20 protein-coding genes and 1 riboswitch are annotated in these 19,571 nt (G+C 61.0%); of the genes, 9 read left to right on the forward strand and 11 right to left on the reverse strand.

Annotated elements, in window-relative coordinates; all coding sequences use genetic code 11:
* Positions 1 to 554 precede the first annotated feature (554 nt).
* Complete coding sequence (locus D1646_RS19550; protein ID WP_160638065.1) at positions 555 to 971, forward strand: PaaI family thioesterase; 417 nt, start codon at positions 555 to 557, stop codon at positions 969 to 971.
* Positions 971 to 2,515: an SMI1/KNR4 family protein gene (locus tag D1646_RS19555; RefSeq protein ID WP_160638066.1), complete on the forward strand. Its 1,545-nt coding sequence runs from the start codon at positions 971 to 973 to the stop codon at positions 2,513 to 2,515. Before D1646_RS19550 ends, D1646_RS19555 begins: the two co-directional genes overlap by 1 nt.
* Here the strand turns inward: D1646_RS19555 and D1646_RS19560 are convergent.
* From D1646_RS19560 to D1646_RS19580, 5 genes are all read right to left on the reverse strand, one after another.
* Positions 2,460 to 3,215 (reverse strand): ABC transporter ATP-binding protein, encoded by a 756-nt coding sequence (locus D1646_RS19560; protein ID WP_160638067.1) that lies wholly within the window; start codon positions 3,213 to 3,215, stop codon positions 2,460 to 2,462. The genes D1646_RS19555 and D1646_RS19560 overlap by 56 nt on opposite strands.
* A complete protein-coding gene (locus D1646_RS19565; protein ID WP_160638068.1) occupies positions 3,212 to 4,231 on the reverse strand; it encodes an ABC transporter substrate-binding protein in 1,020 nt (339 codons plus the stop codon). The genes D1646_RS19560 and D1646_RS19565 overlap by 4 nt, the downstream gene beginning before the upstream one ends.
* 1 nt (position 4,232) lies before the next feature.
* Positions 4,233 to 5,012 (reverse strand): ABC transporter permease, encoded by a 780-nt coding sequence (locus tag D1646_RS19570; protein WP_160638069.1) that lies wholly within the window; start codon positions 5,010 to 5,012, stop codon positions 4,233 to 4,235.
* Positions 4,984 to 5,283 (reverse strand): thiamine-binding protein, encoded by a 300-nt coding sequence (locus tag D1646_RS19575; RefSeq protein WP_160638070.1) that lies wholly within the window; start codon positions 5,281 to 5,283, stop codon positions 4,984 to 4,986. The genes D1646_RS19570 and D1646_RS19575 overlap by 29 nt, the downstream gene beginning before the upstream one ends.
* 63 nt (positions 5,284 to 5,346) lie before the next feature.
* Positions 5,347 to 5,452, reverse strand: a riboswitch (TPP riboswitch).
* Positions 5,453 to 5,522: 70 nt separating this feature from the next.
* A complete protein-coding gene (locus D1646_RS19580) occupies positions 5,523 to 7,385 on the reverse strand; it encodes an alkaline phosphatase family protein (RefSeq protein WP_160638071.1) in 1,863 nt (620 codons plus the stop codon).
* 240 nt (positions 7,386 to 7,625) lie between these two features.
* Here D1646_RS19580 and D1646_RS19585 point away from each other — a divergent pair, with 240 nt between their 5' ends.
* Complete coding sequence (locus tag D1646_RS19585; RefSeq protein ID WP_160638072.1) at positions 7,626 to 7,997, forward strand: DUF4180 domain-containing protein; 372 nt, start codon at positions 7,626 to 7,628, stop codon at positions 7,995 to 7,997.
* A 100-nt stretch (positions 7,998 to 8,097) separates the two neighbouring features.
* Here D1646_RS19585 and D1646_RS19590 read toward each other — a convergent pair whose 3' ends face one another.
* The 4 genes from D1646_RS19590 to D1646_RS19605 all read right to left on the reverse strand — a co-directional run bounded on the left by D1646_RS19590 (position 8,098) and on the right by D1646_RS19605 (position 11,510).
* A complete protein-coding gene (locus D1646_RS19590; RefSeq protein ID WP_160638073.1) occupies positions 8,098 to 9,336 on the reverse strand; it encodes a HAMP domain-containing sensor histidine kinase in 1,239 nt (412 codons plus the stop codon).
* Positions 9,333 to 10,007, reverse strand: coding sequence for a response regulator transcription factor (locus D1646_RS19595; protein WP_347565258.1), 675 nt, complete (start codon positions 10,005 to 10,007; stop codon positions 9,333 to 9,335). The genes D1646_RS19590 and D1646_RS19595 overlap by 4 nt, the downstream gene beginning before the upstream one ends.
* A gap of 104 nt (positions 10,008 to 10,111) precedes the next feature.
* Entirely contained in the window at positions 10,112 to 10,777 is a 666-nt protein-coding gene (locus tag D1646_RS19600) for a DUF4956 domain-containing protein (RefSeq protein ID WP_160638074.1), read from the reverse strand.
* Positions 10,770 to 11,510: a polyphosphate polymerase domain-containing protein gene (locus D1646_RS19605; RefSeq protein ID WP_243154253.1), complete on the reverse strand. Its 741-nt coding sequence runs from the start codon at positions 11,508 to 11,510 to the stop codon at positions 10,770 to 10,772. Before D1646_RS19605 ends, D1646_RS19600 begins: the two co-directional genes overlap by 8 nt.
* Before the next feature lie 182 nt (positions 11,511 to 11,692).
* On the opposite strand from D1646_RS19605, the gene D1646_RS19610 reads away from it, so the two are divergent.
* The 6 genes from D1646_RS19610 (at position 11,693) to D1646_RS19635 (ending at position 17,129) form a co-directional block, all read left to right on the forward strand.
* Positions 11,693 to 13,627, forward strand: coding sequence for a carbohydrate-binding domain-containing protein (locus tag D1646_RS19610; RefSeq protein ID WP_160638075.1), 1,935 nt, complete (start codon positions 11,693 to 11,695; stop codon positions 13,625 to 13,627).
* Between the two features lie 146 nt (positions 13,628 to 13,773).
* Positions 13,774 to 14,118, forward strand: coding sequence for a helix-turn-helix transcriptional regulator (locus tag D1646_RS19615; protein ID WP_160638076.1), 345 nt, complete (start codon positions 13,774 to 13,776; stop codon positions 14,116 to 14,118).
* Positions 14,115 to 14,324 carry a hypothetical protein gene (locus tag D1646_RS19620; protein ID WP_160638077.1) on the forward strand — a complete coding sequence of 70 codons (210 nt, stop codon included), beginning with the start codon at positions 14,115 to 14,117 and terminating at the stop codon, positions 14,322 to 14,324. Before D1646_RS19615 ends, D1646_RS19620 begins: the two co-directional genes overlap by 4 nt.
* A gap of 196 nt (positions 14,325 to 14,520) precedes the next feature.
* Positions 14,521 to 14,718, forward strand: coding sequence for a hypothetical protein (locus tag D1646_RS19625; protein WP_160638078.1), 198 nt, complete (start codon positions 14,521 to 14,523; stop codon positions 14,716 to 14,718).
* 6 nt (positions 14,719 to 14,724) lie between these two features.
* Positions 14,725 to 15,870 (forward strand): serine hydrolase domain-containing protein, encoded by a 1,146-nt coding sequence (locus tag D1646_RS19630; protein WP_160638079.1) that lies wholly within the window; start codon positions 14,725 to 14,727, stop codon positions 15,868 to 15,870.
* Complete coding sequence (locus D1646_RS19635; protein WP_160638080.1) at positions 15,867 to 17,129, forward strand: CapA family protein; 1,263 nt, start codon at positions 15,867 to 15,869, stop codon at positions 17,127 to 17,129. The genes D1646_RS19630 and D1646_RS19635 overlap by 4 nt, the downstream gene beginning before the upstream one ends.
* 42 nt (positions 17,130 to 17,171) lie before the next feature.
* On the opposite strand, the gene D1646_RS19640 is transcribed toward D1646_RS19635, so the two are convergent.
* Positions 17,172 to 17,789, reverse strand: coding sequence for a CAP domain-containing protein (locus D1646_RS19640; RefSeq protein ID WP_160638081.1), 618 nt, complete (start codon positions 17,787 to 17,789; stop codon positions 17,172 to 17,174).
* Between the two features lie 84 nt (positions 17,790 to 17,873).
* A complete protein-coding gene (locus D1646_RS19645) occupies positions 17,874 to 19,247 on the reverse strand; it encodes an MATE family efflux transporter (protein WP_347565259.1) in 1,374 nt (457 codons plus the stop codon).
* Positions 19,248 to 19,571: the final 324 nt, after the last annotated feature.

Consider the following 19,571-nt stretch of genomic DNA (forward strand, 5'->3'; position numbering starts at 1 on the left):
TTGCTGGCACTGCCTCTACTTGAAATTTTAGGTAGAAGACGGTGCTTTCAGGGACAATCCCCCGCCCTCGCTTCGCTTGGCCACCCCCTTTCAAAAGGGGCTCCGGCGAAGCCGGTAGGGATTGATTTGCTGGCACTGCCTCTACTTGAAATTTTAGGTAGAAGATGGTGCTTTCAGGGACAATCCCCCGCCCTCGCTTCGCTCGGCCACCCCCTTTCAAAAGGGGCTCCGCGAAGCGGTGGGGATTGATTTGCTGGCACTGCCTCTACTTGAAATTTTAGGTAGAAGACGGTACTTTCAGGGACAATCCCCCGCCCTCGCTTCGCTCGGCCACCCTCTTTCAAAAGGGGGCAAGCGGCTTCGCCGCTTGTGCGGCCCTGCTTCGCAGGGCGCTTCCCCCGGACCGACTGTGAGACCCGCCGTGATAAATCCTATATCTGTGGCTTATGTAAACTCAGGCGGACAGCTTGTCAGGCAAGAGAAAATATGGTACAATGTCCCCAAATGAGCCCGCCAGGCAGCTTTTACTACGTATTATTTAGGAGGGGGAGCGCATGGAAGAAATCCGACACCCTATTTTAGACCAGGTAAACCGGCCCCACCAGTTCTCCTACGAAAACGGCATCCAGGTGACCTGTGTAGCCCCCGGTCTGGCCCGGGGAGTCCTCCGCGCAGGGCCCAACTCCATCAATCCCCACGGCATGGTCCACGGTGGCGCAATGGCGGCCCTGGCGGACACGGTGGCGGGGTGCTGCGCCTGCTCCACGGGCGGGAACTGCGTCACCAGCTCCAGCACCATGGAGTTCCTCCGCCCCGCCCAGGGGGACCTGTTCTGCGAGGCGCCCCCCAAGAAGCTGGGGAGCAAGCTGTCGGTGGTCCAGGTGGTGATTACAGACACTCGGGGGAAGACGGCGGCCACCGGCACCTTCACCTTTTTTATGGAGAAACCGCAGCATAAGGAGGCGCAATAATGATTCTAACCGAGCTGAACATCGTAAAATCCTTCGGCAGTCAGCTGGAGAGCACTGTGACCCCGGAAGACATTGCCGCCAAGGAAAAGAAGCTTAAAATCAAGCTCCCGGAGGCCCTGAAGGACCTGTACCTCACCTTCCACCCGGAGGACCCCCTCTTCTCAGGCTCCTGCGCTCTGGTCCCCTTTGAGGAGCTGAAGCTCCAGCGGGTCAGGCGGGTCTATTGGAACTACGTCCTGCTCCCCTTTGCCTGGTGTGAAGAGGAACAGACCTATTACTATATGGGGGTCGAGCAAAAATCCACGCCGAAAAATCGATATTGTCACGAGGTCAACAGCTACCAGGAGGAGACAGACCCGCCTGTCTTTTTTATCCGGGACAAAAAAGTCTGGCAGTCAAATTATTCCGGAGCGCTGCCGCTGTCAGAGTTTATCCTCCGGTGGCTCTTTACCCAGAGGCTGTATTCCATGCCCAGCGTCCTGGGGCTGAAAGAGCTGCCCAACTCCGTCTGGGACCAGCTGCCCTGTTTGAATCAAAGGGTGAAGAACATTCGTCTCTCCCCGGGAACGCCCCCGGCTTTCTTCATCGCCCCGGGGTTTTTCTGGTCACCCCCCGCTGACTTTGCCCCCTCCACAATCTGTCATTACGAGGAAGGGCACTTAGACTTGGAGACGCTCATTGGCTGCCGCATCGGCGCCCGGCGGGACGAGCCTCTGGAGGAGCTGCTGGAGGGCACCGGTCTGGAGCCCCGCTGGCAGCGCAGTCAAAACGGGCACGAAATTTTCCAGTACAAGGTCCCCGAGCAGCCAAAGCCCTTCCGCCCCCAGGAGGAGCGCCCCCTGCTCTCCATCGCGCCGGTGCTGGACTTCCTGTGCAAATTCGCCGGAGCGGAGGGCCCCCGGGCCTCGGAGCAGTCGATTGCCAATGCGGAGGCCCGGCTGGGCGGGGCGCTCCCTCTGCCCCTGCGGGAGTACTACCAATATATGCCAAAAGCCTGCTACCGGGGCCAGAACTACCTCACGCCCCCGGGGAACCTGCGCCTCCGGAAGGATGGAAAGATCACCTTTCTCTCCGAAAACCAGCTGTGCTGCTACTGGGGCATAGCCCGGGACAGCAGCTTTCTCTTTGAGCGGGAGAACGAGGACAGGGCCCCCTGGGAGCCCGCCGGCATTCTGGACGGCTTTCTGGTCTGGGAATTTATCCTGGATCTGGTGTGCAGCGGAAAGCTGGAGCTGGAAATGAGCGCCTACCCCGGCTTCCAGCTGGACATGCTGGAGGAAGGCGGTGTACTGCGGCCCCTTCTCTCCGACATCGCCGGGATCACGCCGCAGATTGCTGTGGGCAATTTTTTGCAAATGTACCAGGGTATGGACGGGCGTCTGGTGGCCGTGTGCGAAAGTGAGACCCCAAAGCTGTACCTGTTTGCCAGAGAGGCCCAAACGATTCACCAGTTCTGCGCACTGGGCGCGGACAGCCGGAACACAGAATTCAGGCCTCCAGAAGGGAAAGGATCTTTCGCTTGTACGCCAAAAACTCCTGGCTGAGGGCAAAGGACAGTTCCCTGGGCCTGGGAGGTTCTATGGTCAGCTCCTCTACAATCTGCCCCGGCTGGCCCGCCAGCACGCAGACCCGGTCGGCCAGGAGAATGGCCTCGTCAATGTCGTGGGTGATAAACAGGGTCGCCAGGTCCAGCTGGTCCATCATGCCCATATACCAGCGGTGGATCTCCCGCTTGGTCAGGGCGTCCAGGGCGGAGAAGGGCTCATCCAGCAGCGCGACCCCCTGGGACCCCAAAAAAGTGCGCAGCAGCGCCGCCCGCTGACGCATTCCGCCGGACAGCTGGGCCGGATATTTGTCCTGGGCCCCCTCCAGACCGAAGGCGGAAAAGTAGGATGCTGCCTGGGCCCGGGCCTCCTGCTTCCCCCTGCCCCGGAGGACCAGAGGCAGGGCCACGTTGTCCACGACCCGCTTGTGGGGCAGGAGCAGGTCCTTTTGGAGCATATAGCTGATGTGTCCCGGCGTGCCGGTCACGTCCTGCCCCTTCAGCAGCACCGTCCCCCCGTCAGGGCGCTCCAGGCCGGAGAGCACATTAAACAGGGTCGTCTTCCCCGCCCCGCTCACCCCCAGCAGACCCACCAGCTCCCCATGGCCCAGGGCGAGGGAGATGGACTGGATGATGGTCCGGCCGCCGTAGGACTTGGAGATGTCCCGGGCCTGGAGGATAATCTCTCCTCCGCCCCTCATTGCGGCAGGTAGTCGTTGGAGAAGCCGGTGTTTTCCGGGATGGGATTCTCCACCAGATCGTTGTCATTGAGCCAGTTATAGAAAGCGTTCCAGCGGGCGGGGTCGATGTAGCCCCACCGCTCCACCTCGGCCTTGTACTGGCCGCCGATCCACTGCTGGCTGGCCTTCACCATCTCCTCGCTGCCCGCCAGAGAGCCGGTGTCGTCTCCGTCAATGAGCATCTGGACGGCCTCCTCCGGATGCTCAATGGCGTACTCATAGCCCCTGGCGGCGGCAGCCAGGAAAGCCTTGGCCGTCTCCGGCTGGCTGGCCAGAAAGTCGTTGTTGGCGATGAGAATGGGGGTGTAGTAGTCAAAGACGGGGTCGATATCCTTAAAGTCGAAGTAGTCAAAGTCCAGGCCGCTGGTCTGGGCGGAGATGCCCCCCCAGGCGTAGAAGATCCAGATGGCGTCGGTCTGGTGCTCCCGCAGGGCCCCGGCCTCGTCCACAATGTTGTTGGGGATCAGCTTCACCTGGGAGAAGTCCCCCCCGTCCACGGTGACCACGTGCTCCATCATGGCCAGCTCAGTGGGGGTGTTCCAGGAGGAGTAGGTGTGTCCCGCCAGGCCGGCTGGACGGTCCATCCCCTCCCCTGCCCGGGAGATGATGCCGGAGGTGTTGTGCTGGAGGAGGGCTGCCACCGCCGTCACCGCCAGGGGGTCCTTCCGGGCAAAAGCGGAGGCGATGGAGTCTTGGGCCGTGCCCGCAAACTCCACCTGACCGGCGGCGCAGATGGCCACCGCCCCGTCCTCCGGAGGCTGGACGATGGAGACCTTCAGTCCCGCCTCCTCAAACCAGCCCTGGCTCAGGGCCACGTACATACCGGTGTAGTTGGTGTTAGGGGTCCAGTCCAGGCAGAGGGTCACTGGGGTCAGCTCCTCTCCGCCGCCTTGACCGCCGGCTTTCCTGCCGCAGGCAGTGAGAAGAAGCAGGACCGCCAAAAGCAGCGCTCCCGTAAGCTTAAAACGCTTTATCATTTCAGTCGTTCCTTTCGATTTTTTCAAAGACCTCCCAGGGGCAGGCCCGCCGCCGCAGCACCGTCACCAGGCCCATCAGCAGCAGGCTGACCGCCACAATGATGATGATAACGGCAAACATTTTGTCAAAGGCGTAGGCCTTCTTCACCCGGGTCATGTACACGCCCAGGCCCTCAAAGCCCCCCAGCCACTCGGAGATCACCGCCCCCACCACGGCGTAGGAGGCGGACACCCGCAGTCCGGAGAAAAAGTGGCTCATGGCACTGGGGAACTCCAGGTGAAGGAAGATCTGCCGCCGGCTGGCCCCCATGGAGCGCAGCAGATTGGCCGCCGCCTTGTCGGTGCTGGCATAGCCCTCCAGCAGACTGACGGCGATGGGGAAGAAGGTGGTCAGGGCCACCAGGGTCACCTTGGGGGCCATTCCAAAGCCCATCCACAGCACCAGCAGAGGGGCCAGGGCGATGGTGGGGATGGTCTGGGTGATGACCAGAATGGGGTACAGCGCCCGGTACAGCATCCGGAAGCGGTGCATAGCCGTGGCCAGCACCAGGGCGGCGGCCACTCCGATGGTCAGCCCCAGGGCCGCCTCCAGCAGGGTCACCCCGGCGTTTTCCAGCAAAATGGGGGCGTCTGTAATCAGCGCCTGGACCACCTGCACCGGGGAGGGCAGGAGGAAGGAGGGAACCAGGCCCCCCTCGCTCACTGCCAGCCACACCAGAGCCACCCCTGCCAGCGCCCCGGCGGCGGGGAGCTTACTGGTGATGCTTTGCTGTCTTCTCATCGATCCCCAGCACGCGCCCCTCCGGGTTGTAGCCCAGCTTCACATAGGCGGACACCTTGGGACTGCCCGCTTTGTGGGCCACTTCCATGCAGTGCTCCACAATGTCCATCAGCTGGTGGAGGTCGTCCCCTTCAATGGCCGTCTCACAGGGGCCGACGTAGTAGTACAGGCCGGTGGACTTGATGTAGTCGATCACCTCGTCCACAATGCGGACCACCTCCTGGTCATTGGGTGCGGCGGGCAGGATCTGGATGGCAACGTTTGCTTTCATATGGCTTTCCTCCTAAAAATAAAAATCAGAACATCCGCCAAGCGCGCCTGCGGATGCTCTGATCGTGTCTCAGAATTGACTCCCTACGCTGGCATTATCCAACAGGTTCAAAGGGTCAAAGGCCTAAAGCCTTACTCTCAGCTGCGCGGCAGCCCCCCCGGCTATTCACTTGTCTTTTGTTCTGTGGGTATAGTGTAGCACGTTTCCCGCCCTTTGGCAAGGGCTGCGGAGAAAAAATTTTACTTGGCGAAATAGTTCAGCTTCATGGTGTCCCAGCTCATCTGGAGCCGCTGGCGCAGCTCCTCGTTCCGCCGGGCCACCTCCGTGGAGGGGGTCTCCCCGCCCAGGGCGTTCCAGTAGGTCTCGCCGTCGTACCAGGAGTAGTCCGCGAAAATGGCGTAGCCCCCGTTGTCCGAGAACACGTCGTTGCCCACGTAATGCCGCCCGTCGTTGTCCAGCCCCAGGAGATTGACCAGGGTTGGCAGCAGGTCGTAGGAGGAGGTCACCTTGCTGATCTTCATGGCCGGGGTGTTCTTCTCGTAGATGAAGCAGGGGGTGCGGGTAATTAGATTCTTGTCCCACACGTTCTTCTGCTCCATAATCAGGTTGTTGTCCATGGTGTAGTAGTTGTAGTGGTCCCCGTAGACCACCAGCACCGTGTCGTCCAGCAGGCCGTCCTCCTCCAGGCGGCGGTACAGCTGGCCGATGAACAGGTCGGTCTCATAGGCGTGGGCGTAGGCGTGAATCACCATCTCCGGGGTCCCCGTCGGCACCTGGGCGGCGGCAAAGTCGTAATTTTCCCGGGAAATTTCGCTGTTCTCATAGGGCCCGTGGCCGGAGAAGGTGATGATGAAGGTGAGGAAGGGCTCCTCCGGGGTCATTTCGTCGTAGGCCAGCATCAGCTCGGTATCGTAGTCCAGCCGGGAGATACCCATGTCGGCGCCGCTGTGGTACTTCTCATAGCCCCAGTTTTCGTGGATGACCGCCCGGTTGTAGACATACCCGTCGGAGCGGTGGAAGGAGTTGGCCGAATAGCCCTGCGCGGTCAGCAGGTTGGCCAGGGAATCGGGGTAGGCGTTGCGGCTGTACATAGACGCGGTGCTGCCGGTAAAGGGGGAGACCAATCCGGTGTTGACAATCATCTCCGTATTAAAGGTGCCCGCGTCCAGATAGATGGGGGTGTAGTGCTGGGTCAAGTCCAGGCTCTCCTGCTGGAGGCGGTACAGGTTGGGCATAAACTGTTCGTTAATCATCCAGGTATCAATGGCCTCCAGCTGAATCATAATGACATTCTTGCCCGCGAACCGGCCCGTCCACTCGTTGTCCGGGTCGGGGACCTTGCTCTCGTACCAGGCGTCCAGGGCGGCCACCGTGTCGCTGTTGCCCGCCAGGTTGAACTTGTCGTACACCCCGTAGGTCAGGCAGAAGTCCCGGAAGGCGTGCTGATACATCCCCGCCAGCAGCACGCAGTCGGTGGGGCTGGTGAAGTCCTCGTACAGCAGACTGGCCTGGTGGCTGTCCACATGGATCTCCAGCCGGGAGGTGAGGTTCTTCTGGATGTTCAGGTTGATGGCCAGAATGCACAGAGGGACCGCCCCCAGGGCGATGAGACGGCCCCGCAGGCTCCGCTTCCCCGGTTCCGCCAGCACACAGGCCAGTACCGTGCCAATGATCCCGCACAGGAAGAGGATCCACACCAGCTTGCGGACCCGCAGATAGGAGGGGTCCAGGAACTTGAAGCCGTCCCCGGCGAAGATGAGCACGGAAAAGGAGAAAAAATTATTTCTGGCCTTGAACAGGAGGGCGTGGGTCAGAAACAGGACGCAGGCCACGCCCCCCAGCGCCCCCATGGCGATTCTGCGCCCCGGCCGGGGCAGCTGCCACACCAGGCAGGTGAGCATCAGCGCCCAGGCCAGGGTAAAGATCCAGGGGATGGGGGAGAGGAAGGAACAGGCCTCCACACTGCCCTCGCCGCTGTGAATCAGCCGGAGGCCGCCGTCCAGCCCCACCAAGGTACAAAAAAAGCAGAGACTGCTGAGCAGACCGCGCAGCCAGAGGCGCGCCGCGATATAGTCCCAGCACCGGAGAAATTTCTCTTTCAAAACACGTGCATCCTTTCCTGACCGGCTCCACCCAAGAGGGGGGCCATTGCTGCGGCATATTATACCACCGTTCCACCCGCTTCGCAAGGTAAAAACCCACAACTTCCCCCCACCTTTTGGGCAGATAAGACAGATTTTCCACAATTTTGACCGGCCTGTGTTGACAGGCGGGGCCGTCTGTGGTACCCTCGGAAAGATCGACTGGAATTGGTACTGCGGATTCAAGTCAGGAGGATTGTTATGAAAATTGAACATGTGAAGAATGGCGGCGTAGATATTGCAGTCGTTTCCGGTGACGAGATCATCATTGCCGATACTCGGTCGGCGCTGGACCTGGTTATGACGGTTAGGTATGAGACCGGCGCGGACAGAATTGCAATAGACAAAAAGGTAATATGCGGGGATTTCTTCATCCTGAGCACGGGAATTGCGGGAGAAATCCTCCAGAAGTTTATCAACTATCACGTCAAGGCGGCGGTTTACGGGGACTATTCCCGGTACACCAGCAAGCCGCTGAAGGACTTTTTGTATGAGTCAAACCGCGGAAATGATATTTTCTTTGTATCCACAAGGGAAGAGGCGGTAGAGAGATTGACGCAGGCGCGCTCCTAGGCGCATCCAGATTCCAGTTTATCAGAGGCGGGACCGGAGCCGGCCGCCGCCCTCAAGCCGCAGCGGCGGTCCCATGCACCGGGACCGCCGCGTTTTGCTGTTAAGGGGCGCTGCGCAGGGTCACCACAAACTGGATGACCCCCTCCTGGGGGCACTCCGCCCGGATGGCGCCCCTGTGGGCCTCCACAATACTTCTGGCGATGGACAGCCCCACCCCAAAGCCCCCTGTCTGCTGGGAGCGGGACTGGTCGGGGCGGTAAAAGCGGTCAAAGAGCTTGTCCAGCTCCGCTGCGTCCAGCCCGGCGTAGGGATTGGAGGTTTTGAGCACCGCCCCCCGCCGGCCCTGTTCCAGACTGACCCGGATGGTACCGCCGCTGTCCGCGTATTTCACGCCATTGTCCAGCAGGACAGACACCAGCTGGCGGATGGCATACTCGTCCCCCCGGCAGGACAGCCCGGGGGCGATGTCCAGCTCCAGGGCGCGCCCCCTGGCGGCGGCAAAATCCCGGAAGGACTCCGCCGTCTCCTCCACGACCCCGCTCAGGTCAAAGTTCACCGGGCGTATGGGAGGCTTCTCCTCGTCCAGGCGGGCCAGGGTCACCAGGTCGTTGACCAGCCGGGTCATCTTCTCGGTCTGGACCTGGGCCTTGTCGAGCCACTTCTGCTGCCCCACCTCCATCTCCAGCACCTTCAGGCTGGTGGCAATGACGGTGAGGGGGGTCTTCAGCTCGTGGCTGGCGTCGGTGATAAACCGCTTCTGCTTCTCTACGCTCTTTGCGGTGGGCTCAATGGCCTTTTTGGAGAAGAGCCAGATGAGCACATAGACCAGCGCCACGCAGACCGCCGCCACCAGCAGGGAAATCAGCCCAAAGGTGCGCACCGAGTGCAGCTCCCGCTGGCAGTCCAGGAAAATCGCCGCATACCGTCCATCCCGGGTGAGGGTCACATAGTACTTGTAGTGCTCCACATAGCCCATGCCCTCCCCGTGTCTCAGGGCCACCGACAGATAGCGGTCCGCGTCCTCCTCTGTAACGGCGGCGATATGCTTCAGGTCGGCCATGTCCAGACTGCCGTCCTCCCGGTAGTACAGGACAAAGTACCGGGTGGAGTAAGGGGTCTCGGGGGTAAACTGGCCTCTGGGGAGATGCCCGGGCCGTTCGCCGGGGGAGAACTGGGGGATCATGCCCCGGTTTTCGCTAATCATCTGGAGGATATCGCTGAGAGTGCGGTCCATAGACAGGTAGTTGAACAGATTGATGGTGACGGCGGTAAGGAAGACCACCAGGGTGACCGACAGCATGGCAATGATGATAAATTGGCGGCGCAGTCTGATAATCATCCCGCCGCCTCCAGGGAGTAGCCCAGCCCCCGGCTGGCCCGAATGACGGCGTCTGCGCCCACGCAGGCCAGCTTTTTCCGCAGGTTGGAGATGTGGACCCATACCACGCTGATCTCCGCCTGGGCGTCCCAGCCCCACACCCGCTCCAGAATGCGCTCTGCCGGAAGGATCACCTGGGGATTGCGCATAAACAGCTCCATCACCTGGAACTCCCGGCCGCTGAGCCGCTCCGTCCCGGCTCCGCACCGCAGGGTGCTGCTGCCGCAGTCCAGTTCCAGGCTGCCGAAGCGCAGTACGGTGGGCTTGTAGTCCCCGGTCCGCCGCAGCATCGCCCGCACCCGGGCCAGCAGCTCGTCGGGGGCGAAGGGTTTGGGCAGATAGTCGTCCGCCCCGGCGTTGAAGCCCACAACCCGGTCGTCCTTCTCCCCCTTGGCGGTGAGCAGCATCACCGGCGCGGCGATTCCCATGTCCCGCAGCCGGGTCAGCACCTGGAGCCCGTCCAGCTTGGGCATCATAATGTCCAAAATAATGGCGTCATAGTCCCCGGTGCCGGCGTAGTCCAGCGCAGTGGCTCCGTCGTGGACCGCGTCCACCGTGTACTGGTTTTTCTCTAAAAACGCCGTCAACGCCTCTGCCAGGTCCAGCTCGTCCTCAGCAATCAAAAGCCGCACAGCCATTCCTCCCTGTTGCAATATCATGGGTTTGGAACCCCCGGCAGCCAGCCGGGGGTCTCGCCCGTCTTATTATAAGGCAGACGCCGGCGGCGCGCAAGGGCTTAAAGGGCCTCTCGAGAGGCGACTCTGCCGCAGACAATGTTCAGATTCCCGTTCCGGCACCGCAGGGCGTCCAAAAACTCCTTGGGCACGCCGCTGTCCCGCAGCACGATCCGGTAGTCCAGCTCGTACAGGGTCCCCATGTTGCTGGTCTTCACCCGCTCCAGCTGGGCGGTGCGGACGTACTGCTGGAACAGGTCGTCAAACAGCCCCTCGTAGTCCAGGGTCTCCGGGATGGTGATTTTCAGCTCCCGCTCGTTCTCATCCCTGCCGCCGAAGCGCAGCTGGGCGAGGACCAGCAGAAAGAAGGCTATGACCCCAAAGAACAGCAGGGCCAGTACCACATAGCCCATGCCGGTGGCCAGCCCCACCGCCATTGCCAGGAAGATCATGCCAATTTCCTTGGCGGTCCCCGGGGCGGAGCGGAACCGGACCAGCCCGAAGGCCCCCGCCACCGCCACACCGGTGCCGATGTTGCCGTTGACCAGCATGATTATCACCTGCACCACCGCCGGAAGGATGGCCAGGGTAAGGAGAAAGCTCTGGGTACAGCTGCTGCGGTACATACACAGCAGGGCAATGCCCAGACCCAGCAGCAGGGATACGGCGGTGCAGATCAAAAAGGTGTTCAGGGTGATCTCCGCCCCAGTCAGAATTGAATTAAGCACAGACACGCGCCTCCTCTCCAGTTCGCCCAGCCAGGCTGGGAGCCAGAATTTTTTTGGTGTAGCAGGTCCCATACTTGGAGAAGGACGTGGGGAAGGCCCCAATCCTGCTGAGCAAATGGGCCAGCCACACTGGGGTCGTGCCGGGAATTTTGACCTCCATTAAAATCTGATCCGGCGGCAGGATGGGCTCCCCCCAGTCGCCGGCCCGCAGGTCCAGCTCCCGGTCCCGCCAGCGCAGGTTGGTGTCGAAGGTGATGCGCAGCTCCGGGTCCTCCACTCCGGCGAAGGCCGTCCGGTCGTAGGCGATGAACACCTTGGGAGAGACGGGACAGCTTTGCAGAAACCAGGCAATCTCCCGGTCAATCTGGTCCCCCCGGGCGAAGGTCTCCCCCCTGCTCAGCTGGACGGCCGCCTCCCCGGCGCGCATTACCGCGCGGCGCTTATAGACCACGCCGTTGAACTTCTTCTTCAGCTCCACAAAGACCTGGTCCTCGCTTTTGGGCACGCCGTAGCTGCGCAGGCGCAGCTTCTCCTTGTAGACGGGCTTGGCCAGCGAGGCGCGAATCAGCCGGAAATCGTCGGTGTCATAGTAGAGGTTGCAGATGGTGTAGCGGCCAAAGTCGTCAGATTTCATATGCTCCTCCATCCCAGCCAGCATTCTGGCCAGCTGGTCCGGCGTCAGCATGTACTTTTTTTCATATCGCTGAAAACAAAATTGCATTTTTCCTGCCATATCAGGAACCCCCTTGCTATGTTCTGCTGCCAGCATAAGGGCTGTTCCTAAAGGGAAGCTAAAGAATTGCCGCCGGAAGGTGAACTTTTTGTAAACTTGTGCCCGGCTTTAGGTCCCCTTTAGGTTTGCCAGGTATAAACAGAGCGGAACACGAACCAAATCAATAGTAAGGGGGTTTCTCTATGAAATATTCCATGAAATGGGCGGTCTGCCTGCTGTGCGCTGCCCTGCTGCCTCTCTCCGCCTGCGGGACCGGAAGCGGAGCGGCTTCGTCCTCATCCTCTGCCTCGTCCCAGACCCACGCGGTATCTGTTCGCAGCCCAGCGGCACTGGACCTGACAGGCGCAACCCGCATCACCCTCACCGGCTCCGGCGGGGAGGTGGAGGGAACGGGGGCCAGCGTGGCAAACGGCGTGGTCACCATCTCTTCCGGCGGGGTCTACACGGTCAGCGGCACTTTGAAGGAGGGACGCATCATTGTCAACGCCCCCAAGGAGGAGGTAACGATCGCACTGAACAGTGTGGACATCACCTGCTCCTGGGGCAGTCCTCTATACATCTACAAGGCCGGTACCGCCACCATCCACCTGATAGAGGGGACGGACAATGTTCTCGCCGACGGGGCCGTTTACACCTTTGACGATGAGTACTCCTCTGCCGCTGACGAGGAGCCCAACGCCTGCTTGTACAGCAAGGCGGACCTGGTAATCGAGGGAACAGGAGCGCTGACGGTGACGGGCAGCTACAACAACGGCATCACCAGCAAGGACACGCTGCAGATTTACGATGGGGCCCTTTTCGTCACCGCCGTCAACCACGGGATCAACGGCAAGGACTCCAACACCATTGACGGCGCCCAGATCACCGTCTCCTGCGGCGGCGACGCCATACGCTCCTCCAAAGACACTGATGCGACCCTGGGGTGGGTCAGCATATCCAACTCGGCCCTGGACCTGACTGCCGGGGAGGATGGCATTCAGGCGGAGACCAGCCTGACCATATCCGGCGGCAGCTGCGCTGTCATCTCCGGCGGAGGGAGCACGGTACAGCCCTCTGAGGAGATCAGCTCCAAGGGCTTGAAGGCGGGGACCGATCTGACCCTCGCCGACGGTGTCTACACCCTGAACTGCTCTGATGACGCCGTCCACTCCAACGGAGACGTAACGGTAACCGGAGGCTCTTTCTCTGTCTCCACCGGGGACGACGGCTTCCACGCCGACCAGGCCCTGGCCGTCTCAGGCGGGGAGATTGAGATCCTCACCTCCTACGAGGGGCTGGAGGGGACCACCGTCTCCATCACCGGTGGGAACATAAGCATCCTCTCCTCGGACGACGGCGTAAACGCGGCGGGGGGCGCAGACGGCAGCGGCTTCGGCGGCTTTGACCGGGGCAATCCCTTCGGCGGCGGAAGCTCTGACAATTGGCTGGATATCTCCGGAGGATATCTGACCATTCAGGCGGGAGGGGACGGCCTGGACTCCAACGGATCTCTCACCATTTCCGGCGGCACCGTTGCGGTGTCCAGCACCGGCCAGGGGGACAGCGCCCTGGACTGCGACGGCTCCTTCACCCTGTCGGGGGGCACGCTCCTGGCGGTGGGCAGCCGGAATATGGCACAGAACCCCAGCCAGGCCAGCCAGTACACCATCTCCCTGGGCCTTGACAGCATCCTCCCGGCGGACAGCTTTGTCTGCCTGTCTGGCGAACAAGGGGAGTTCGTCTTCCAGCTGCCCATCGACGCCAACAGCATCGTGTTCTCCTCTCCGGATCTGGTGGAGGGCGGCGTCTACACCGTCTCCTATGGGGGAGACTACAGCGGCACGGCTGAAGACGGTCTCTGCTCCGGCGGGTCCTACTCCGGCGGCACGGAGCTGACCCAGCTGACCCTGTCCGACTATGTCACATCCTATGGAAGCCAGGGGATGATGGGCGGACGGCCGGGAGGCGGCCCCCGCGGAGACTGGGGAGAGTTCCCCGCTCAGGGCGATATGCCTCAGGGCGGCAAACCCCAGGGGGAGAGGCCTGAAGCGCCCCCGGAGGGAGGAGACTTCCGGAGCGAACGGCCAAACCGGGGCAGAGGGGAAGACGCACTCCCCGACGCCGGGACCCAGAACTGACCCAAGGCGCTCACTGCAATGAAGCGGTGAGCGCCTTTTTTGTGGACGGGCGGGAATATGTGGATAAATCGGTATGCTTTTCCATTATTTCATCATTCCCTATAGAGCGCTTATTTTGTATAATTTTGTCAGAAAGGAGTGTCGATATGGGAATGTTGGAAAATATGGCCGAAATGATGCAGGCCAAAAAGGAGCGAGAAAAGGACTCGGTGGAGCGATTCTCCGAGAAGCTGGAGATCTCCCCCTCCACCTTGCAGGACTATCTGAAAGCGCGGGGCAATCCCACGGTGAAGATGATCGAGCGGCTGGCGAAAAAGATGGACGTGGACCCTGTCGCCCTGGTGTCGGGGACGGCGGAGCCGGAACAGTATCAAACACTCTTGTTGATGTTGGACACCATTGAGGAGGTTTCCAGCCTGACTCAGCCCAAGCGGGTGAAGTTCGCGGAGCTGTTTCTGGAGCTGGTCCAGCTATGGGAGGAAGAGGAATGAAAAAAGCGTCTGCGCAGGAGCTGTCCTTCCGTGTTCCCATGCTGGTGACCCAGGCCCGCCTGTTCCGCCCGGACGGGGTATACCCAGTGTGTCCCCAGTGCAGCGTGACCATGGACAGGGAGTATCAGAATTACTGCGGCTTCTGCGGCCAGCATCTGGACTGGAAGGCCTACAAAAAGGCGGAGATCGTCTGTCGTGAGGACTGACCGGCAGGGGCGGCCCCGTTCACATAACATAAGAGCCCCCTTATGCGGTATAACAGGGCCGCATAGGGGGGTTTTGTAATGAGCAGAAGGGGAAATGAAAAATCGACAGAGTATTTCTTTACAATTTCGGTGGGACACTCTATAATAGAACTAATTTGACAAGAAACGGCAAGTTCTGACGGAGGAAGTGTTTCATATGTACCGAAGGCTGGCGCTGTTCACTGCGCTGATGCTGCTGCTTACCGCCTGCACTCCCGCTGTACACGGCGGAGGTTCTGCGGAAGCGGAAAAATCCACCGCTGATATCAGCGGTGCCTCAATGCAGAGCATTGAGGCAATGGCTGTCCCAACGGAGCCGGAGCCAGAGCTGGAGCCCGGGCCTGTGCTGACCTAGGCGGACGTGGACGGCGCCCTGGCCAGGGTTATGGAGAACTACTCCGCCGCCGCCGTGTCGGTGGCCACGGTGGAGCGGGGCCAGCTGAGCCAGTCGGGGGCCTGGGGCTGGGCCGTGAAGAACGAGCGGGAGATGACCCCTGACACCAAGGTGCGCATCGCCTCCATCAGCAAGGTAGTGGTAGCCATGTGTGCTATGGCAATGGTAGAGGAGGAGATCGTGGACTTGGACGCCCCTCTCAGCGACTACTGGGGCACAGGGGTCCGCAATCCCTACAGTAAGGGCCAGCCCACCGCCCGAACGCTGATGACCCACACCTCCTCCATCAAAAATCTGGATACGACCCGGGGCCTGTCCCGGCTGAAGGGGCTGCTTCAGAGCAGGTCCTCCTGGCGGAGCATGGAGCCGGGCAGCGGGGGCTACTGGGCCTACAGCAACTTCGGTATGTGCGTGCTGGGTACGACTCTGGAACTGGCCTACGGCGGCCTGCTGGACGACTACCTCCAGGAGCATTTTCTGGAGCCGATGGACGCCAGGGCCTCCTTCTTTGGCGGCCGGTTGGAGGAGAAGGAGGTGGCCACTCTCTACAGCGGCGGCAGCGTTGGCCGTTCCGCAAAGGAGCACACCGGACGGAAGGTCCCCACGAAAATTGGGGACAGCGCCTCCTTTTTTCCCGGCGGCTTCACGGTCAGCGCGGTGGATATGGCCAAGCTGATGTCCGTCTTGATTAACGACGGGGTCTATCAAGCGCCGGTCTACACCTACACAGCGGTGGAGGACGTGGAGAACGGAGTCCAGATGGTGATTGCCCAGCCTCTGGAGGGCGAGTTTCAGGAGGTCCGCCTGCTGTCTGAGGAGTCGGTGGCCGACATGGAAACCCCCCGGTTTACCGTGGACCTGGCCGACTACTGCCCCTTTGAGCAGTGTCTGATTCTCCGCCGCCAGGAGGACGTGCTGGGACAGGATATGCTCTACTACCACACTGGCAGCGCCTACGGGGTGTACTCCCTGATGACCTACAACCCGGACACGGGCAACGGCATTGTGGTTATTTCCACCGGGGCCCGGCGAAATGTGAACGAGCGGGGGATGTATGCCCTGTGCTCCGATGTGATGGAGATACTTTACGCCAGAATGGAGGGGGAGGGATGAGAAGATTTCTTGCACTGGCGCTGAGCCTGGTCCTGCTGGCGGGCTGCGCGCCGGCGGGGCAGGGAGAGATCTCGGAGCCGGCCCCGCAGCCCTCCGCCCAGTCCCGGCAGGAGGAGGTCCCGGCGGCGGAGCCTGAACCCGAACCCATTGTGGCCCACCTGATGGCCGCAGGGGACGTGATGAGTCACCTGCCCCTCACCAAGGACTGCTATGTGGCCCAGACGGACAGTTATAACTATAGCCACGTGCTGGAGGGGGCAATCCCCCAGCTGGCTCTGGCTGATTACGCCTTGGCCAATCTGGAGACCCCCCTGGCCGGCGGCCCAGAGTACTCGGGCTACCCCCGGTTCAACGCCCCCGACGCCCTGGCCCACGACATAAAGAAGGCGGGCTTCGACCTGGTGTGTACCACCAACAACCACACCCTGGACAAGGGGACGGGCGCCCTGTTCCGCACCCTGGATGTGCTGGACGAGGCGGGGCTGGCCCATGTGGGGACCTACCGGACCCAGGAGGAGAGGGACGAAAACAGCGGCATCTATGTGGCCGACGTGGGGGGTATCTCGGTGGCCTTCCTGGCCTACACCTACGGTCTCAACGGCCACCGGCTGAAGGAGGAGGTGCGGTATGCCGCCAACATTTTCAATACGGACTACTACACCTCCCTCTCTAATCCGGACTACGACCTGCTGGCCGCCGATATGGCCGCCGCCCGGGCGCTGGAACCCGACCTGATCGCCGTTATAACCCACTGGGGAGTCGAGTACCAGACCAAGGAGAACAGCCACCAGGAGAAGGTGTCCGAGTTTCTGGTGGAGCAGGGGGCGGACCTGGTTTTAGGGGGACACCCCCACGTCCTCCAGCCCTATCGGACCATCGACACCGTGGGGGAGGACGGCCAGGCGCACCGGGGCTTTGTCATCTACTCCCTGGGCAACTTCATCTCCAATCAGCACTTTGACAGCCACTGGAAGGACCTGGCCACCAAGACCACCGTGATTCTGGACCTGGAGCTGACCAAGGACACAGAGGGCAATACCAGCCTCACCGATGTGCGCTATACCCCCTACTATATGCTCCATCGGGACAGCCAGCCGGTGGGGGAACGCCGCCGTCTGGTGGATGTGAACCGGTCGATCGCGGAGTATGAGGCGGGGACCAGCCAGCTAATTGATAAAAATTCCTACGCCGCTCTGCTGGAGGCCCGGGACTTCTGCCATGAGATTTTAGGGGAAGAGGGGGACCGCCCCTCGGAATAAAAAAATCGCGCCCTCCCCGTGTCTGGGGAGGGCGCGTGGATTTTACTTGGGGTCGCTCATAAACAGCTGCGCCCACGCGTAGCCGCGGTAGCGGTTGCCGGTGTTGGCCTCGAAGCCCACGCCCAGCTTGGTATAGTGCTCGTTAAGGATGTTGGCCCGGTGGCCCTCAGACTTCATCCAAGCGTCCACCACCTGTTTGGCGCTGGTGTGGCCAGTAGCGATGTTCTCGCCGGTGTAGTTGGCGGAGAGGCCGGCCTCGGTAATGGCGGTCTTATACCGGTCGCCGTTGGGGCGGGTGTGGCTGAAGGAGCCCACACACTCCTCCGCCCGTACCTGAGCCGCGCCGCACAGGGTCGGGTCCAGCTCCAGGGGGTCCAGGCCGGCCTCCTCCCGGGCGGAGTTGACCAGGTCCAGCACCTCGTTCAGAATTGTCAGCTCATCCTCGGTGAACTGGGAAAAGGGGTCCTCCTCGCTGTCGCCCTTGGGGACCTCGGCCAGAGGGATATCATTGTCGTCGATCTCGATAGTCGAGGAGCTGTTGGGGTCCCCGCCCATGGGGATATCATTTTCCAACAGGGCGGTTTTGGGCACATTGGCCCACACCAGACAGCCGGCGCACACCGCAGCCAGAAGAAGGGCCGCTAACATTTTTTTCTTCATTGCACATTCTCCTTGCGCAGAAAAGTTGGGCGGTCTTTTGCCCTCTATTTTCATCTTACTACAGAGAAACGGAAGCTGTCAATATTATTTTTCCCGATTTTGGGCGGGCAGAAGGGTTTTCCTCTTGTGGAGGAAGAGGGTCAGAGTTGTGGCGGAGGCCAGGATATCGGCCACCGGCTCGGCTGCATAGATGCCCATGACGCTGCCGGTGATCCAGGGCAGGAGGATAGCCAGGGGGACCAGCAGGATCACCTTCCGCAGCAGAGCCAGAAACAGGCTGGTTTTCGCCTGCCCCATGGCCATAAAGGCGGATTGGCAGGCCATCTGTGCGCCAAAGGCCCAGATGCCGCCGAAAAAGATGGGCATTACCTGTCCAGTCAGCTCCACCAGCTCCAGGTCGCCATTGAAAATGAGGGCCAGCGGTTTGGGGAAGAGGAACACCAAAAGAAAGGCGCTGATGGTCACTGTCAGGGTGGTGCGCAGAAGAAGCCGAAAGGTCTCCCGCACGCGGGCGTAGTTTTTGGCCCCGAAGTTGTAGCTCATAATGGGCTGCACTCCCTGGGTGATCCCCTGGACGGGCATGACCACCATCTGCATAACGCTCTGCATAACGGTGACGGTGGCCACGTACAGGTCTCCGCCGTAGAATTGCAGGCCGGAGTTGAGGACAACGGTCACCAGACTCTCGGTGGACTGCATGATGAAGGGTGCGATCCCCAGAGCGGCGATCCGGCCCACCACCGGCAGCTCCAGGCGGAGATTTTTGGTCCGGATGCGCAGGCTGGAGCGGCGGGAGCACAGGAAGCCCACCACCCAGCAGGCGCTGACCCCCTGGGAAATAATGGTGGCCAGCGCCGCCCCCCGTACCCCCATGCGGAAGACAAAGATGAACAGGGGGTCCAGCAGGATATTCAGTATTGCCCCGATGAGCACGGAGCACATGGCCGCCAGCGCCTGGCCCTGAGCGGTGATATAGGCGTTGAGCCCCAGGGCCAGCTGAACGAAGACGGTGCCCATCAGGTAGATGGAGATGTAGTCCAGCGCATAGCCGATGGTGTCCTCCGAGGCGCCAAAGGCCATCAGCACCGGCTCCTTGATGATAGAGAAAACAGTGGTGAGCAGGGCGGCCAGGATCAGCAGCAGGGCGGTGGAGTTGCCCAAAATCTTTTCCGCCTCCTCCCGGTCGCCGGCCCCCAGACGGATGGAGGCCAGGGGAGCGCCTCCCATCCCCGCAAAGGCGGTAAAGGCGGAGATGAGCATGAGAATGGGGAAGGTGACCCCCAGGCCGGTAAGGGCGGTGCGGCCCACCTGGGGGATGTGGCCGATGTAGATGCGGTCCACAATGTTGTAAAGCATATTGATGAGTTGGGCTGCCACCGCAGGCAGGGCCAGCTTGACCATCAGGGGACCAATGGGGGCACTGGTGAGCGCCTCCTCGCTTTTGTGGGATTGAGCCAAGATAGTTCCCTCCATTTATCGCAATCAGCAGAATCGATATAGAATATCTGTGGAGAGACAGTATATCACAGCTTAGGGGAAAAGGGAAGGACTTGGCATGAAGTACTTTGATTTGTAAATTATCTTTAGGCAAAGGGGGCCAGGGGATTGTCACTGGCAAAACTATCTCCTACCCAAGATTTTCTGTAGATACAGTGCCTGCCAGACAATCCCCACCGCTTCGCGGAGCCCCTTTCAAAAGGGGCCCGGAAAGATTATCATATGAAGTGCAACACAAGAAAAAAGGGAGGACAACAAGGGAAACTTCGTGTAAAATGTAGTCAC

Source organism: Pseudoflavonifractor sp. 60 (genome assembly GCF_009911645.1).
Lineage (GTDB): Bacteria > Bacillota > Clostridia > Oscillospirales > Oscillospiraceae > Lawsonibacter.

Excerpts from the sequence above, each read along its gene's own strand:
- D1646_RS19550 (WP_160638065.1), top strand. The coding sequence starts at position 555 with ATGGAAGAAATCCGACACCCTATTTTAGACCAGGTAAACCGGCCCCAC.
- D1646_RS19555 (WP_160638066.1), top strand. The coding sequence starts at position 971 with ATGATTCTAACCGAGCTGAACATCGTAAAATCCTTCGGCAGTCAGCTG.
- D1646_RS19560 (WP_160638067.1), bottom strand. The coding sequence starts at position 3,215 with ATGAGGGGCGGAGGAGAGATTATCCTCCAGGCCCGGGACATCTCCAAG.
- D1646_RS19565 (WP_160638068.1), bottom strand. The coding sequence starts at position 4,231 with ATGATAAAGCGTTTTAAGCTTACGGGAGCGCTGCTTTTGGCGGTCCTG.
- D1646_RS19570 (WP_160638069.1), bottom strand. The coding sequence starts at position 5,012 with ATGAGAAGACAGCAAAGCATCACCAGTAAGCTCCCCGCCGCCGGGGCG.
- D1646_RS19575 (WP_160638070.1), bottom strand. The coding sequence starts at position 5,283 with ATGAAAGCAAACGTTGCCATCCAGATCCTGCCCGCCGCACCCAATGAC.
- D1646_RS19585 (WP_160638072.1), top strand. The coding sequence starts at position 7,626 with ATGAAAATTGAACATGTGAAGAATGGCGGCGTAGATATTGCAGTCGTT.
- D1646_RS19590 (WP_160638073.1), bottom strand. The coding sequence starts at position 9,336 with ATGATTATCAGACTGCGCCGCCAATTTATCATCATTGCCATGCTGTCG.
- D1646_RS19605 (WP_243154253.1), bottom strand. The coding sequence starts at position 11,510 with ATGGCAGGAAAAATGCAATTTTGTTTTCAGCGATATGAAAAAAAGTAC.
- D1646_RS19610 (WP_160638075.1), top strand. The coding sequence starts at position 11,693 with ATGAAATATTCCATGAAATGGGCGGTCTGCCTGCTGTGCGCTGCCCTG.
- D1646_RS19615 (WP_160638076.1), top strand. The coding sequence starts at position 13,774 with ATGGGAATGTTGGAAAATATGGCCGAAATGATGCAGGCCAAAAAGGAG.
- D1646_RS19620 (WP_160638077.1), top strand. The coding sequence starts at position 14,115 with ATGAAAAAAGCGTCTGCGCAGGAGCTGTCCTTCCGTGTTCCCATGCTG.
- D1646_RS19625 (WP_160638078.1), top strand. The coding sequence starts at position 14,521 with ATGTACCGAAGGCTGGCGCTGTTCACTGCGCTGATGCTGCTGCTTACC.
- D1646_RS19635 (WP_160638080.1), top strand. The coding sequence starts at position 15,867 with ATGAGAAGATTTCTTGCACTGGCGCTGAGCCTGGTCCTGCTGGCGGGC.
- D1646_RS19640 (WP_160638081.1), bottom strand. The coding sequence starts at position 17,789 with ATGAAGAAAAAAATGTTAGCGGCCCTTCTTCTGGCTGCGGTGTGCGCC.